At 56.0% G+C, this 14,978-nt stretch carries 12 protein-coding genes; 1 reads left to right on the forward strand and 11 read right to left on the reverse strand.

The genetic code is table 11. The features are described 5' to 3' along the window. Positions 1–41: 41 nt before the first annotated feature. A complete protein-coding gene (locus BM181_RS09065; protein WP_082336249.1) occupies positions 42–1,436 on the reverse strand; it encodes an SGNH/GDSL hydrolase family protein in 1,395 nt (464 codons plus the stop codon). 244 nt (positions 1,437–1,680) lie between these two features. Here BM181_RS09065 and BM181_RS09070 point away from each other — a divergent pair, with 244 nt between their 5' ends. Then, the gene (locus BM181_RS09070) at positions 1,681–3,024 is read left to right on the forward strand and encodes an MFS transporter (RefSeq protein ID WP_075444141.1); all 1,344 of its coding nucleotides are present in this window, start codon (positions 1,681–1,683) and stop codon (positions 3,022–3,024) included. 51 nt (positions 3,025–3,075) lie between these two features. Here BM181_RS09070 and BM181_RS09075 read toward each other — a convergent pair whose 3' ends face one another. The 10 genes from BM181_RS09075 to BM181_RS09120 all read right to left on the reverse strand — a co-directional run bounded on the left by BM181_RS09075 (position 3,076) and on the right by BM181_RS09120 (position 14,968). Further along, positions 3,076–3,852, reverse strand: coding sequence for a response regulator transcription factor (locus BM181_RS09075; RefSeq protein ID WP_075444144.1), 777 nt, complete (start codon positions 3,850–3,852; stop codon positions 3,076–3,078). Further along, complete coding sequence (locus BM181_RS09080; RefSeq protein WP_075444147.1) at positions 3,846–5,561, reverse strand: histidine kinase; 1,716 nt, start codon at positions 5,559–5,561, stop codon at positions 3,846–3,848. Before BM181_RS09080 ends, BM181_RS09075 begins: the two co-directional genes overlap by 7 nt. 114 nt (positions 5,562–5,675) lie before the next feature. Next, complete coding sequence (locus tag BM181_RS09085; RefSeq protein WP_075444150.1) at positions 5,676–6,725, reverse strand: ABC transporter substrate-binding protein; 1,050 nt, start codon at positions 6,723–6,725, stop codon at positions 5,676–5,678. 32 nt (positions 6,726–6,757) lie between these two features. Continuing rightward, a complete protein-coding gene (locus tag BM181_RS09090) occupies positions 6,758–8,407 on the reverse strand; it encodes an ABC transporter permease (protein WP_075444153.1) in 1,650 nt (549 codons plus the stop codon). Next, entirely contained in the window at positions 8,400–9,524 is a 1,125-nt protein-coding gene (locus BM181_RS09095) for an ABC transporter ATP-binding protein (protein WP_075444156.1), read from the reverse strand. The genes BM181_RS09090 and BM181_RS09095 overlap by 8 nt, the downstream gene beginning before the upstream one ends. 319 nt (positions 9,525–9,843) lie before the next feature. After that, positions 9,844–10,722: an aldose 1-epimerase family protein gene (locus BM181_RS09100; protein ID WP_075444159.1), complete on the reverse strand. Its 879-nt coding sequence runs from the start codon at positions 10,720–10,722 to the stop codon at positions 9,844–9,846. A 38-nt stretch (positions 10,723–10,760) separates the two neighbouring features. Next, on the reverse strand, positions 10,761–11,720 hold the full coding sequence (locus tag BM181_RS09105; protein ID WP_075444162.1) for an L-lactate dehydrogenase: 960 nt from the start codon (positions 11,718–11,720) through the stop codon (positions 10,761–10,763). A 162-nt stretch (positions 11,721–11,882) separates the two neighbouring features. Continuing rightward, positions 11,883–12,830 (reverse strand): transketolase family protein, encoded by a 948-nt coding sequence (locus BM181_RS09110; protein WP_075444165.1) that lies wholly within the window; start codon positions 12,828–12,830, stop codon positions 11,883–11,885. Positions 12,831–12,833: 3 nt separating this feature from the next. Then, the gene (locus tag BM181_RS09115; protein WP_218150110.1) at positions 12,834–13,676 is read right to left on the reverse strand and encodes a transketolase; all 843 of its coding nucleotides are present in this window, start codon (positions 13,674–13,676) and stop codon (positions 12,834–12,836) included. Positions 13,677–13,693: 17 nt separating this feature from the next. Further along, a complete protein-coding gene (locus BM181_RS09120) occupies positions 13,694–14,968 on the reverse strand; it encodes a PTS ascorbate transporter subunit IIC (protein WP_075444171.1) in 1,275 nt (424 codons plus the stop codon). Positions 14,969–14,978 lie beyond the last annotated feature (10 nt).

Below are 14,978 nucleotides of genomic sequence, written 5' to 3' on the forward strand. Positions count from 1 at the left end.
TTCTAGCGTCCTTCTCTGTAGATAAACTGAAGGAGTCCGCCTCACTGGCCATACTGCGGGATGGGCTTCTTCGTGAGCTTCTTGGTGATCCAGGCAAAGTGCGCATTAAGGTACTCCCCGACACGCTCGCCGATGTATTTCTTGCCATAGTAGTCTGGATGCAGGCCATCGGTCGTGTAGTTGGCACGCAGCCAGCCATTGCTGTCAGCCAGCATCGTCGATACATCGATGCAATAGCGCTGCTGCATGACCCAATCGTTGATATACTGCATATGCACCTGCCAGTCTCCCGGCGGTGCTTCGATATGCGCGCGCTTCACCATCAGCGCCGGATTGATCGGCGTCGCGGTCAGGAACACGGGGATGATGCCATACGCATCGCATTTGTCGCGCATGAGCTGCAGGTTCTGCACCGTCGTCCAGCCGTTGACCGTGCCGCGGAAATCGTTGACGCCGCCCATGATGATCAGCACGCGGGGCGAGAACGGCAGGATATCGCGCTCAAAGCGCTCGATCATATCAGCCGTCGTATTGCCGCTATAACCGATATTCTTGACAGGAACACTCGCATAGGATTCCCAGTCATAGAGCAGATACCCCGGCGGCACCGACATGGCGCCGCCACCATGGGTGATGCTGTCGCCGAGAGCCGCGATCGGCGTCGGCCCCTTCACCTCGAAGAATACCTTCTCCGACCACTCGCTGGTCGGATTCCCGGCCCCATCGACACTGCGCACCTGCCAGAAGTAACGGCCTGGCGTCGTGAAGCCGCCCTCCTCATAGACATCATACTCGCCAGCGCTCAGCGTATGCACCAGCGAATTGCCCCAGCTGGCCACGCGGTATACGCTGACCTCATGCTGCTTGGCCCCAGCCAGCGGCACCCACGAGTATACCGGATAGACCGGCGCATAATCCATGCCGTCAAACTGCGTCGTCGGCTTGGGAGCCTTCGGATTGATCTCGCTGCCCTCGATTATGGGACGCGGCTTCGAAAAGTGCCCGATGGCCTTGCCATTGTAGTCCAGCGCGCAAACCTTCCAATAGAACTTCCCTGCCTCGCTGCCGAAACGGCTCAGGTCGATATCCACGCCATTCGTGAAAATCTGTTCTTTCGTCACGGCAATGTTGGACGGATCATCCTGCTCCGACCGCAGGATAACGACCTGATACTGCACAGCGCTCGGCTGTTCCTTCCAGGTAAGCCGCACATGCTGGATACTAGCAGCAGCCGGCTGGCTGGCGGCTGCACGCACTGCCTTGCCCGCCTTGGCATCGCCAGGCAGCGCGATGACCCGCGAGGTATTCTGTGCCGTGCACACCGTGCGCAGCGTAGATGAGGTTGCTGCTGCCGCCATCTCCGTCCCGGCCAATAATCCGGCAACCAGGCAAAGCGAGCCTGCCAGCAGCCACTTTTTCTTTATCGTCAGCTTCATATCTTCTATCAAACTCCATTCATATGCTGCCGCCTTCCGCGGCGACTTTCCTCATTATAGCACCAAGCCCCCCGATTATCAAAAGCAAATCTTCTGTCTTCCCAATCCTTGGAGTTTTTAGAAAAAACAATCATCAACAGAAAGTCTTGCGACAGTTGACATGACAGTTTATAATACAAGCATGTTCAGCTGTCTTGTCAATGACAGCCGCAAAATCAACTGTATCTGAAAAGAGGTTTTACACATGATACTTGAACGCCTGGAACAGCTGCCCGTCGGCTCTTTCCACTACAAGCTGCTGCTCGTCACGGGCCTCGGCTGGCTGTTTGACTCGATGGACACAGGGCTCATCGCTTTCGTCCTGCCTGTCCTCGCCAAGGAATGGAGCCTGACGCCGGCGCAGGTCGGCTGGATTGGCTCAATCGGCCTCATCGGCATGGCACTTGGTGCCGTGCTCGCCGGCACTCTCGCCGACCATATCGGCCGCAAGAAGGTCTTCACCATCACGGTGCTGCTCTACAGCCTGTCGACTGGCATGTGCGCACTGGCCTGGAGCTATGAATCCCTGCTGTTCTTCCGCTTCCTCGTCGGCTTCGGCCTCGGCGGCGAGCTGCCCGTAGCGGCGACGCTCATGAGCGAATACGCACCTACCCACCTGCGCGGCCGCTTCATCGTGCTGCTCGAAAGTTTCTGGGGCGTCGGCTGGCTCGTCGCAGCCTGCATCGCCTATCTCCTGATCCCGGCCTTCGGCTGGCAGATTGCTTTCGTCATCGGCACGCTGCCGGCGCTCTACGTGTTCCTGATCCGCCTGCACATGCCTGAGTCGATCCGCTACCTGCTGTCGAAGAACCGCATCGACGATGCCAAGGAAATCATCCTCAGCCTCGAGCAGAAGCTCGGCGTCACGAGCCAGCCCTTTGCTGCTGCACTCAGTGCTGCCGAACGCGGCAGCGAACAAAAAGCAGCCCCGAAATTCACGACACTTTGGACGAAACCCTTCCGCACGCGCACGGCCATGCTCTGGCTCGCCTGGTTCGGCATCGTCTACAGCTACTACGGCATCTTCATGTGGCTGCCGTCCATCGTCTACGCCCAGGGCTTTGCCGTCGTCAAGACCTTCGAGTACGTGCTCATCATGACCCTTGCCCAGCTGCCTGGCTACTATGCCGCCGCCTGGCTCGTCGATGTCATTGGCCGCAAATACACGCTGTCGCTGTTCCTGCTGCTCTCGGGCATCTGCAGCTTCTTCTTCGGCAATGCCGCTGACGCTTCGTCCCTCCTGATGTGGGGTGCCGCCATGAGCTTCTTCAATCTCGGTGCCTGGGGCGTCATCTATACCTACACCCCCGAGCAGTACCCGACCGCCATCCGCGCCCTCGGCAGCGGCTGGGCCGCAGGTTTCGGCCGCATCGGCGGCATGCTCGCACCGATGCTCGTCGGCGTCATGCTCGCCAATGCCATGGGCATGAGCTACATCTTCATGATGTTTGCCTCGGTGCTCATCATCGTCTCGGCCATCGTCATCGGCCTTGGCAAGGAAAGCAAACAGAAAACACTCGAAGAGCTCGAGACCGCTCTCGATTCCTAAGCATATCCATAGCAAAGGACCGGCTGCTACAGCCGGTCCTTTGTCGTCCCTTCAGTTCTCCGTCTCGCTTTCGAGCCGCAGGCCCCCCGTCACCTGCTGCATGAAGGCCTTGGGCGTCGTATGGAGATATTTCTTGAACACCGCACAGTAATTCTTGTAATCGCCAAAACCGGTCTGCTCGGCCACCTCGTAGACACGCCAGGTGCCAGCCGCCAGCAGCTCGATGCTCTGCTGCAGCCGGTACTGTGCGAGCAGTGTCCCGAAGGTCTGCCCGGTCTCCTCCTTGATCTTGCGCGACAGGTAGCTCATCGATACGCCCTGCTCCGCGGCCAGCGTCTCGATGCTCAGCCTTCCCTGGTAGCCGTTCTTGATGGCCGTCAAGACATGGTGCACATAGGGATTGCCCGCATGATACTCGTGGAAAAGCTCCGGCACAGCAGGTGCCGCTGGCACTGCTGCCGCCTCGCCGGCAATGCGCCGCAGCACAGCGGCCAGTTCCTCCTCGTCCACCGGCTTCAGCAGATAGTCGGCGGCTTGCAGGCGCACAGCCTCCTGGGCATACTCGAAATCGGCATAGCTCGTGAGGAACACGATCCTTGCCGCACTGTGCCCGCGATGGAGCTGCCGCGCCAGTTCCAGACCGTCCATGCGCGGCATGCGGATATCGGTCAGCACCACATCGGGCTCGGTTTCCTGGATGGCCGCCAGCGCCGCCATCCCATCGGCAGCCTCGCCGACGACCTTGGCCCCCAGCCGCAGCCAGTCGATGGTGCAGACCAGCCCGCGCCGGATGATTTCCTCATCTTCGACGATGAAGAGCTTCAGCATACTTCTTCCTCCTGTCTTGGCAGGCGCATCTCCACGCGCGTCCCGCCGCTGGCCGGCTGCAAGAGCTTGAGCCCATAGGCCATGCCGAACATCAGCTGGATGCGGCGGTGGACATTGTAGATGCCCTTGTGTATCGAATTGTTCTCGCCCTCCCGCAGCAAGCGCTGCAGATGCGCGAACACCTCCGCTGTCATGCCCTGCCCCTTGTCCTCGATGATGACCATGAGATCATCGCCGATTGCGTTGACACTGAGCCGCACATCGATCGTGCCATCGGCAGCCTCGCCATACTTTATCGCATTCTCCAGCACCGGCTGGAATAGCAGCTTCGGGATATGGCAGCCATGGGCGCGTTCGTCGATGTATTCCGTATAATGCAGCCGCCCGCCAAACCGGTACTGCTGGATCTTCATATAGCTGTGCAGATACTCCAGATCCTTCTCCAGCTGGACACGCCGCACCTCGCCATTGATGCTGTAACGCAGCAGGGCCGACAGCGCCTGTATCATCTTCATGGCCGCCTCAGCATCGAGCTTGACCATGAACTTGATGTTCTCCAGCGTATTGAACAGGAAATGGGGATTAAACTGCGACTCCAGCTGCCGCACCTCCGAGATGACCGAGGCCCGTGTCTCGGCCTCCTTCTGCCGCATGAGCTCCTGCAGGCTCTCCGTCATGCGGTTGTACTCTTCCTCGATGATGGCCAGCTCACTGCCTGCATGCACCTCCAGCTGCTGCCCGAGATGCCCCGCCTTGACGCGGGCAAACGCAGCCACGAGATCATCCACCGCCTTGGAGCGCGCGCGGCTTTCCCGTCCGACACTCACAAGGATGATGGGAATCATGATAAGCACCACGCCGAGCAGTATCCCCGCCCCGAGCAGATACCGCAGCAAGAGATCTGTGACCGGCGATACGGCATAGACCGTATACCGGCGGCCATCGCCGTGGCTGATGACCTGCTGGCTCGTCACATAGTATTCACGACCCTTGACCTGCACAAGGCCATCGCTCGACGAGCGGAAGGGCTCAGCGACCTTGTTCATCTGCACCGCATAAGATGCCCCCGCTGTGATCTGCGCATTGTCAAAGGGGTCCGCCACCACGAAGTCCAACCGGTCCGACGTGATGTTGCGTTGCAGGTATTCGCCGGGTATCCGGAAGAAAAACCAGCCCGCGATCTGCCCACCCTGCTTGACGGCCTGGCCCACCAGCAGATCGTGCCCCCCGGTGTCGCCTCGCGTCACGAACTCGATCACCGGAGCCTCTGCCTGCTTTTCCATGCGCTGCAGGATGCCGCCCGCTGGATAGAAGGGCTGCAAGACATCCGGCAACAGCTCCGAACTGCCCAGCAATACGTGCCCCTCACGGTCAAGCAGATAAAACTGGGTGCCATCGTGGGTGATATTCACTTCATGATATAGATAGCTGTAGATTTCCGCCCGCTTCTGCGGATCCGTCTGCCACTGCGTCAGATCTGCCGATGTCTCCAGCGTCGCCACGGCGCGTTCCGTCCGCTGCCAGTAGTCGGCAAAAATCCCCTGCATGACTTCAGCCACCACGGCCCGCTGTTCGTGGTTCGTCCCGGTCACATAATGCTTCCAGCTGAACAGCATCAAAAGCGATCCGAGCACTGCCAGTATGAGCACCGGCATCAGCGCATATTTGGTCAGCGCGCGCCGGACTTCCTCCTGAAAGGTATGCTGCATCCCGTCGCCTCCGTCTTATTTCTTCTTATAGTATATCATTATAGCGGACCTGCTGTCCAAACGAAAGAGTGCTGCCCCATGGACAGCACCCCTTGCCTATCGATAATATTCCTATCACTGCACGCTCGTGAAGATATCCTTGAATTTGTCGAGCCATGCTTTCTTGTTCTTGTTGACGACTTCCTCGTTGTCGGTGATCGTGTTGATCTGTGCTTTCTCAAGCAGGCCGACTGGTGCCGGTACATCGTCACGGACACTGCGACGATGCAGTTTCTGCGTAATCAGCGTCTGGGCATTCTTGCTCGTGATGAAGTCGATGAACTTCTTGGCATTTTCCATATGTTTCGCGTTCTTGATGATGTAGATGCCATCCGGCTTGGAAATGACGCCTTCTTTCATATAGACGAGCTTGACATGAGCACCATCGGCAACGTATTTCGCGCCGCCTTCCTCAAACGTGCAGCCTACGGCATACTCACCATCAGCTACGCCTTTGTAGACGGCCGAGGAACCAGACAGCAGCTTGCCATCAAGGTTCGCGCAGAATTTCTTGATATAGTCCCAGCCATCATCGGGATTGCCCTTGCCCATCGCATAGAGCATGTTGATGAGATGCTCATACGAAGACGAGGATTTTGACGGGTCAGCCATGGCGATCTTGCCCTTGAGGGCCGGATTCAAGAGATCCTCATAGCCTTCCACCTTGACATCGCCGATGAGGTCGGTGTTGACCATGATGACGCTCGGGATATCCGTGAAGCGCGTGATGGAACCTTCCTCATTCTTGAAAGCCGGCTGGATATGATCCTCGTTGGCGGATTTATACGGTTCGAAGAGGTCGGCTTTCGGTTTCATTGTCGACAGCGAACCGCCCCAGAAGATATCGGCCAGCGGATTGGCCTTCTCCGACTCCACGCGTTTCAAGAGCTCGCCGGTACCAGCCGCAACGACTTCCACCTTGACACCGCTTTCCTTCTCAAACTCCTCCACGAGCGGATTGATGAAGGACAACGGATGCGGGCAGTAGATGACAATCTTGTTTTCATCGCTGCCGCTGCCAGCAGAGCCTTTTGCCGCCTGCTTGTCACCACCGCCGCAGCCGGCGAAGCACGTGGTCAGCATTGCCGCGCCTAAGAGCGTGGCAATAATCTTCTTGAGTTTCATGAGAAATTCCTCCTTTTGCTATGACATGTCATTTATAACGTCACATCGCGGCGGCCGGACACCTTGAAGAAGATGACCATTGCCGTGATTGTCGTCAACGTGAGGATGGTGGACAAAGCCGCGGCCGTACCGTAGCTGGCACGGATGACCTCGGTGTAGATGGCGACCGACATCGTCTTGGTCGCCCCTGTGAACAGGATGACCGAGGAACTCAGCTCATTGATGGCCGTGATCCACGAGATGATGGCACCGCTCATGACACCGGGCAGCATCATGACAGCCGTGACCTTGAAGAAGGTCTTGACCGGCGATGCGCCGAGGCTGATGGACGCCTCCTCAAGGCTCGGGCTCAGCTGGTAAAGGATAGCGGAACTCGAGCGCAGGGTGTACGGGAGACGCCGGATCACAAGGGAGATGATTATGATGAGAGCTGTGCCGGAAAGCAGCATCGGCTCTTCGTTGAAGGCCAGCAGCAGCGTGATACCAAGGACAGACCCTGGAATGATATACGGGAACATCGTCAAGGTATCGATGATATCGGTCAGCCAGCTCTTGCGCCGCGTAGTCAGATAGGCAACCGTCATGCCGAGGAACACGATGGCCAGCATGGCCGCCGTACTGAATAGGTAGGTATTCGATACGGCCGTCCCCAATTCGCTGAAGATGCGGATATAGCTGTCAAAGGAATAGCCCTCGATGAAGATCGAACCGTTCGTCTTCAAAAACGATGTGTAAATGACGACGAGCTGCGGAATCATCGACAAGCCTACCAGCGTGTAGATGCAGACATGCATGATGACGTTCTTGACGCCATGCAAAGCGCCCATCTGCATCGGACGCAGCGAGCTCATCGTGAAGGACTTGCGGTTGACCACGTACTTTTGCAGCATGAAAATCGTCGACGTTATCAGCACCATGATGGCTGCCATTGCAGCCGCAAAGTTCGCCTGATCGCCGACCTCATTGATGAATTCCGAATAAATCATGACCGGCATAACGTTGAAACCCTCACCGATCAGCATCGGCGTACCGAAATCAGCCATGGCATTCATAAAGACCATCAGCGCACCAGCCAGGATTGTCGGCGTGATGAGCGGCAAGATGATCGTCACGACCTTGCGGATGCCGCTGCAGCCCAGGCTTTCTGCCGCCTCGATGAGCGCCGAGTCGATATTCTTCATCGCGCCGGCCACATAAAGGTAGATGAATGGATAGAGCTTGAGCGTCAATACCAGCAGGATGCCGGCAAAGCCATAGATAGACGGGAAATCAATGCCGTATTCGGCCAGCCACTTGGTCAGTATGCCGCTGCGGCCACCGATCAAGATCCACGAATAGGCGCCGATGAACGGCGGCGATAAGAGCGAGATGATGATGCAGATCTCGACAATGCTCCGCCCCTTGACGCGGTAAAGCGTCATGAAATAGGCCAGCGCCGTACCGATGATGACCGCTAGGATCGTCACGCTCGTCGTGACCGAGAAGCTGTTGATCATCGACTGGTAGTAGTATTTGCGTTCAAAGAAGTGTGCAAAGTTCGCCATCGACCAAGCACCGGTCGCAGCATCCTGGAAGGCACTGACAAAGAGGGCAAACAACGGATAGATCAGGAACAGGCCAAAGATTATGATGGACAGCAGCGTAACCCAGGCCCAGAAATCCCACCGGAAACGTCTATTCATTTTCCACCACACCTTCCATCAGACTGCGGCTGCCATCGGCAATGAACACATTGACCTTCATGGCATTCGGTTTCAGATAGACCGTATCGCCCACCTCAAGGATCTTCTCCGCATGGCCGAGATCCTGGCTGAACTCAATCGAAGGCTGATTCGGCAGGATCATCTCCTCAGGGAAGCTCAGACTGTAATTCACATACTTGCCGAGGAAAACCTTCGTCGCCACCTGGCAGCGGACGCCTTCGCCCTCGCTGCAGATTGCAAACTCCTCGGGACGCACCGAGATGACAACCTCCTGCCCGTCCGCAGCCTCTTCGCTGAGGGTCGTCATCGGCAGGCGGAAGCCGTCGGCAAACACCACAGTCTTGCCTGCCCCATCCGCTTCGATATTGCCCTTGAACAGATTCGAGTGGCCGATGAACGTCGAGACAAAGATGTTGTAGGGACGCGTGTAGATCGTATGCGGCGATGCCGTCTGCTGGATGACGCCCTTCTTCATGACGGCGATGCGGTCAGAGATCGACAGGGCCTCTTCCTGGTCATGGGTGACATATACCGTCGTGATGCCGACCTGCTTCTGGACCTCACGGATGGCGGAGCGCATTTCCACACGCAGCTTCGCATCGAGGTTCGACAGCGGCTCATCCATCAGCAGCACGCTCGGATGGATGACGATGGCCCGCGCCAGCGCCACACGCTGCTGCTGGCCGCCCGACAGCCGCTCGGGCAGGCGATCCTGATACTCGGTGATCTGCACGACATCGAGGATCTTATCGACCTTCGCCTTCATCTCATCCTTCGGCATCTTGCGGAGCTTCAGTCCATACTCGACATTCTCACGCACGGTAAGATGCGGGAAGATCGCATAGCTCTGGAAGACCATGCCGATGTTGCGCTTATGCGCAGGGATATCGTTGATGACCTGCTCATTGAACTTGATGGCACCGCCCTCGATGCTATTGAAGCCGGCAATCATGCGCAGGAGCGTCGTCTTGCCACAGCCCGACGGCCCCAGCAGGGTGAAGAACTCTCCATTATGGATATGCTCGGTAAGACCGGGGATGATGGTAATATCCCCATACTTCTTGACGACATTATCCACGGATATGGCAACACTCATGTGGAACTCCTCCATTCCATTGTTTTATCTTGTTTTCTACTGTATCTCTATTTTATCGAAACAATAAAATCAGAACAATCCAAAATAATGGATATTTGTCGTCAAAAATGAACTAACCTCTGCGAGGTTGTCCTTCACATTCGGGGAGTACTACGAGGATAAACCAGCCAGTATGGAAAAAGCCAACGCGGGGGCTGACTTGTCAAAAATTGACTTGTCAGCCCCCGCGTTGGCAATATCGACAATACATACCTGCTTTTTGAAACAAGGAACGTGCAGACAATGTCTGCACGTTCCGTATCTGTGTCTATGTATCGATTCAGCCGATCGCGATCGTATAACTGAATTTCTTTTCCTCACCTGGTGCGAGCTCTTCACTGCCTTCGCGGTCTTTGAAGTCACTATCAAAGTCCACGTAATCAGCATGGCCATGCCATGGCTCGATGCAGAGGAACGGTGCGCCGCCTTTGTCCGGCGTCCAGTAGCCCCAGTAGGGGAAGCCCTTGGCTTCGACCGTCAGGCTCTTCGCACTCTTCGTCGAGCGCAGGCTGACTTGCGTGGATTTCTGCCCGGCATAGGCCAGGGCATCGTTGCGGAACATTTCATAGTTCAACGGCAGTTTCGTGCCCTTGACGGCCATGTTGCCGTATTCACGCTGGAACTGTCCCTTGCTGTCAAGCGGCAGGTTCCGCATATCCTCGGCCTCATTGAACGCAAGGTAATAGTCCTCGAATTTCTCCCCCGGCACGATGGGGCAGCGGAAAGCGCCATGCGCACCAATCGAGAATACCATATGCTTCTCGTCAAGGTTCCTGACGCGCCAGATTACCTTGATCTTGTTTTCCTCCAGCTCATAGCTTACATAAAGCGCAAACTTCCACGGATAAACCTTGAGGGTATCCTCTGACCATTCCAGCACAAACTCGATGCTATCCTGCTGGCGTGCCACGAGCTCAAAGTCGGAGATGCGGCCAAAACCGTGCCCCGGCAGTTCGTATTCGGCACCGCTCACACGATATTTGCCATCACGCAGCTTGCCGACAATCGGGAACAGCACTGGCGAGCTGTACTTCCACCATTCCGGATTGCCATCCCAAAGATATTCGGTCTCGTCTGCCCGCTCCTTGATAGAGCGCAGTTCTGCGCCATGGCTGCGTACCAATACGCAAAGTGTTTCATTTTCCAGTGTATAGAGCATCTGTCAAACTCCCCTCGCTATGAAAAATTGCGCCTGCGTCAGCTGATTACACCATTGGCCCGCAGGACAGCTTTGACACTGTCCGCACTCTTATGCAGCAACTCCTCTTCCTCAGCCGGCAGCGGCAGCGGGATGCGTTTGAGTACACCATCCTTGCCAATCACACTCGGCAGGGACAGCGACACATCCTCGATGCCATACTCGCCGCCAAGCGGCGTCGAAACAGTCAGTACCGCATGTTCATCGTAGAGCACAGCCTTGGCCAGACGGCAGGCGCCCATCGCAATACCTGTATTCGTCCAACCCTTCGATTTTAGCACATCATAAGCCGTATTGACAACTTCGCCTGCCACAACCTCACGATCAAAGTCCGTCTCATGATCGTAGAACATATCGAGTTTTTCCAGCGGCACACCGCCAATGCTGACCGTGCTCCAAGCCGGGAAGGCAGAGTTGCCATGCTCGCCGAGCATATACCCCTGGACATCCGTCGGATCGACATGGTAATGCGCGCCAAGGATGCTCTTGAAACGCATGGTCTCCAGCGTCGTACCCGTGCCGAATACCTTGCCTGCCGGATAGCCAAACTCCGTTGCCGCCACATGCGTCGTGACATCGAGCGGATTCGTAATCATGATGAAAACCGCATCGCGCGTATACTTCGTTACCTCGCCCATGACATCACGGATAACGGCTATATTCTCCTTGGCCAGCGTCAAGCGATCCATGACACCGCCCGGCAGGATGCTCGGGCCTGCCGCGCAAATGATGACATCGGCATCGCGGCATTCCTCAAAACCGCCCGAATATACATGGACATTCGGCGTCAAAGCGCAGGCAATCGAATGCGTCGCATCGACAGCCTCGCCGTGCGCCACCTCCGGTTTGATATCAATGCAGACAATCTCCGCTGCCAGCTGGCAGGCAATCGCCCGTGCGAGCACCGCCGAGCCAACATGTCCAAGTCCAATGATTGCTAATTTGTGTGGTTTTAACATAATTACACATCTCCTTTGTCACTCATTTTAGCACAATTTACACTATATGGAAACATGTCTACCTTAAAAAATCAAACCTTTTCAAATATTGCTTGCAAAAGCAAAAATAATCCCCATCGCTGTATTATGCGATAGGGATTATTTTCTTGTTTGTAATTCAAATCAGCCCTTACGAGCAACAAACTGTTGTGCTTTGGCTGCAATGCTTTCTGCTGTCAGTCCATGCTCAGCGAGTAATTCTTCCGCTGCGGCTGAATGTCCGAAGCAATCCCGGACACCGATGCGGCATACCGGCACAGGACACGTTTCTGCCACAGCTGCACAGACAGCTTCGCCAAGACCGCCGATGATGTTATGTTCCTCAACGGTAAGGATTGCACCGCAATCCTTAGCTGCCTGCCGGACGCATTCTTCGTCCAGCGGCTTGATAGTCGCCATATTGATGACGCGGGCCTCGATACCTGCTGCCGCCAGTTTTTCTGCAGCCTTTACCGCCTCTGGCACCAGTATGCCCGTAGCAATCAAGGCCACATCACGGCCCTCGCGCAGGATTTCGCCCTTGCCGATGGTAATCTCTGCATTCTCGTCATGGAATACGGGCACACCGAGACGGCCAAACCGCAAATATACCGGCCCCTCAAGCTCATAAGCCGCCGCCAGCAGCTTGCGCGCCTCAACATCATCGGACGGACAAAGCACTGTCATGCCCGGGATACTGCGCATCAGCGCAAAATCCTCGCAGCACTGATGAGTCGCCCCATCAGCACCTACAGAAATACCTGCATGGGTCGCGCAAATCTTGACATTGAGGTGCGGATACCCGATGCCGTTGCGCACCTGCTCAAAAGCACGGCCAGCGGCAAACATGGCAAACGTGGACACAAAGGGAACAAGACCCATCGATGATAGACCAGCAGCGGCACTCATCATATTGCCCTCAGCTATGCCGCAGTCGAAAAAGCGATCCGGGAACTCTTTCTTGAACATGCCCGAGCGCGTCGCCCCTGCCAAATCGGCATCCATGACCACGATCTCCTTATGCTGTCTGCCAAGTTCCACCAGGGCACGGCCAAAACTGTCACGCGTTGCAATCTTCTTCTGTTCTGCCATGCCTCATCCCTCCTTCAACTGCTGACGGATGGCCGCCAGATCACGCAGCCCCTGCGCCAATTCTTCATCATTCGGTGCTTTGCCATGCCAGCCCGGATTGTTTTCCATAAAGCTTACACCTTTGCCCTTGACCGTCTTCATCAGGATAACCGTTGGCCGGCCGCTGCCCTGATTTTCGTGGAAACGGGCAAAGCCCTTGGCGATTTCTGCAAAGTCATGTCCATCGACCGTGATAGCATCGAAGCCGAACGCCGCAAATTTCGCATCAAGCGGCGCAGTGTTCATGACTTCAGCCGTCGTGCCGTCAATCTGCAAACCGTTGACATCAACGGCCACGCAAAGATTATCGAGCTTATAGTGAGCTGCGTAGAGCGCTGCCTCCCAGACCTCGCCTTCTGCACATTCGCCATCTCCCAAAAGCACATGGACGCTGAGCGGCTTACCGAGCACTTTTGCCCCCTTGGCCATGCCGACAGCTGCACCGATGCCCTGCCCCAGCGATCCTGAAGACATATCGATACCCGGCGTATCGTTCATATTGGGATGGCCCTGCAGATGCGATGTCGGCTTGCGCAAGGTCAGAAGATCTTCCACCGGAAAATAGCCCTTATGTGCCAGCACCGCATAGAGTGCGGGCACGACATGCCCCTTCGACAATACGAAACGATCGCGGTCTTCCCAACAGGGTTCGTCCGGACGGACGTTCATTTCCCGATTATAGAGCCAGACCAGATACTCAGTGGCCGAAAGGCTGCCACCTGGATGGCCATTGCCAGCTGCATGGGTCATGCGCAGGATATCCTCGCGTACCGTAACCGCCAGCTCCGGCAGATTCTGTACTTCCATCATAATTCACCGCTCCATTATTTAATCAGATTGATAACATTGCCAAGGATTGTGCCGACGACGCAGAAATCCGCATCGCTGAACGTCGTATTGGCAAAACCGAGGTTGCCAAGTACCGGCATCAACAGAATCGGCAGGAACGTAATCAGCAAGCCATGTGCCATAGCACCAAAGATGCAGCCGCGCAGGCCGCCCGTTGCGTTACCGAATACACCAGCCGTAGCGCCGCAGAAGAAATGCGGGACAACACTCGGCAGGATGATTGGCAGCCACGGCATCGACGTGCCCATCATAAGCAGGATGCCCATGCCGATAACGCCACCGACAAAGCTCGACAGGAAGCCAATAAGTACGGCATTCGGAGCGAACGGGAATACAACCGGGCAGTCGATTGCCGGTTTAGCATTCGGAACCAGCGTCGTAGCAATACCCGTGAAAGCCGGCACGATTTCTGCCAGGATCAGGCGGACACCGGCGAGGATGACATAAACACCGCCAGCGAACGTGATTGCCTGCAGGATGGAGAATACGAGGAAGTTCTGGCCGCCGCTGAGCTCTTTTTCCACATATTCTGGGCCGCAAGCAAGAGCGACAATCAAAAACAGCACGAGCATGACAAGCGAAATAGCCAGCGACGAGTCACGCAGGAACGCAAGGCCCTGCGGGAAATTGATATCTTCCGTGCTCTGCTCTTTGTTGCCCAGCAATTTGCCGACATAGGCAGCAAATACATAGCCCACCGTACCGAAATGACCAAACGCTACATCATCGCTGCCCGAAATCTTTTTCATGACCGGATGGGCAATAGCCGGGAATACCGCCATGACAAGACCGAGGATGACTGCGCCGACAGCGACTAGCGTTGCGCCCTCAAAGCCGCCGACCGTCAGGATAATGCCAATCATGCAAGCCATGTAAAGCGTATGATGACCAGTCAGGAAAATGAACTTGAGCGGTGTGAAGCGCGCGATGAGAACATTGGCCACCATACCAAAAGCCATGATGAGTGCTGTCTGTGTGCCATAAGTCTCCAGCGCCATACCGACAATGGCTTCATTGTGCGGAACGACACCCGTAATGCCAAAACCATACTGGAACATCGTGCCAAAATGGCCCAAGGCCGTAACGGCAAGGCCAGCGCCACCGCCGAGGATCAAAACGCCCATAACCGTCTTGATCGATCCCTTGAGTACATCCGAAATCCCCTTCTTCTGTACCACAAGACCGATAAAGGAAACCAAACCGATGAGTATTGCCGGTACACTTAAAATATCAAGAATAAATTTTAACACCGTAAATCCC

Source organism: Pseudoselenomonas ruminantium (genome assembly GCF_900113715.1).
Taxonomy (GTDB): Bacteria; Bacillota; Negativicutes; order Selenomonadales; family Selenomonadaceae; genus Selenomonas_A; species Selenomonas_A caprae.

Bases quoted from the DNA above. Each gene is read 5' to 3' on its own strand.
- BM181_RS09065 (WP_082336249.1), bottom strand. From the start codon at position 1,436: ATGAAGCTGACGATAAAGAAAAAGTGGCTGCTGGCAGGCTCGCTTTGC.
- BM181_RS09070 (WP_075444141.1), top strand. From the start codon at position 1,681: ATGATACTTGAACGCCTGGAACAGCTGCCCGTCGGCTCTTTCCACTAC.
- BM181_RS09075 (WP_075444144.1), bottom strand. From the start codon at position 3,852: ATGCTGAAGCTCTTCATCGTCGAAGATGAGGAAATCATCCGGCGCGGG.
- BM181_RS09080 (WP_075444147.1), bottom strand. From the start codon at position 5,561: ATGCAGCATACCTTTCAGGAGGAAGTCCGGCGCGCGCTGACCAAATAT.
- BM181_RS09085 (WP_075444150.1), bottom strand. From the start codon at position 6,725: ATGAAACTCAAGAAGATTATTGCCACGCTCTTAGGCGCGGCAATGCTG.
- BM181_RS09090 (WP_075444153.1), bottom strand. From the start codon at position 8,407: ATGAATAGACGTTTCCGGTGGGATTTCTGGGCCTGGGTTACGCTGCTG.
- BM181_RS09095 (WP_075444156.1), bottom strand. From the start codon at position 9,524: ATGAGTGTTGCCATATCCGTGGATAATGTCGTCAAGAAGTATGGGGAT.
- BM181_RS09100 (WP_075444159.1), bottom strand. From the start codon at position 10,722: ATGCTCTATACACTGGAAAATGAAACACTTTGCGTATTGGTACGCAGC.
- BM181_RS09105 (WP_075444162.1), bottom strand. From the start codon at position 11,720: ATGTTAAAACCACACAAATTAGCAATCATTGGACTTGGACATGTTGGC.
- BM181_RS09110 (WP_075444165.1), bottom strand. From the start codon at position 12,830: ATGGCAGAACAGAAGAAGATTGCAACGCGTGACAGTTTTGGCCGTGCC.
- BM181_RS09115 (WP_218150110.1), bottom strand. From the start codon at position 13,676: ATGGAAGTACAGAATCTGCCGGAGCTGGCGGTTACGGTACGCGAGGAT.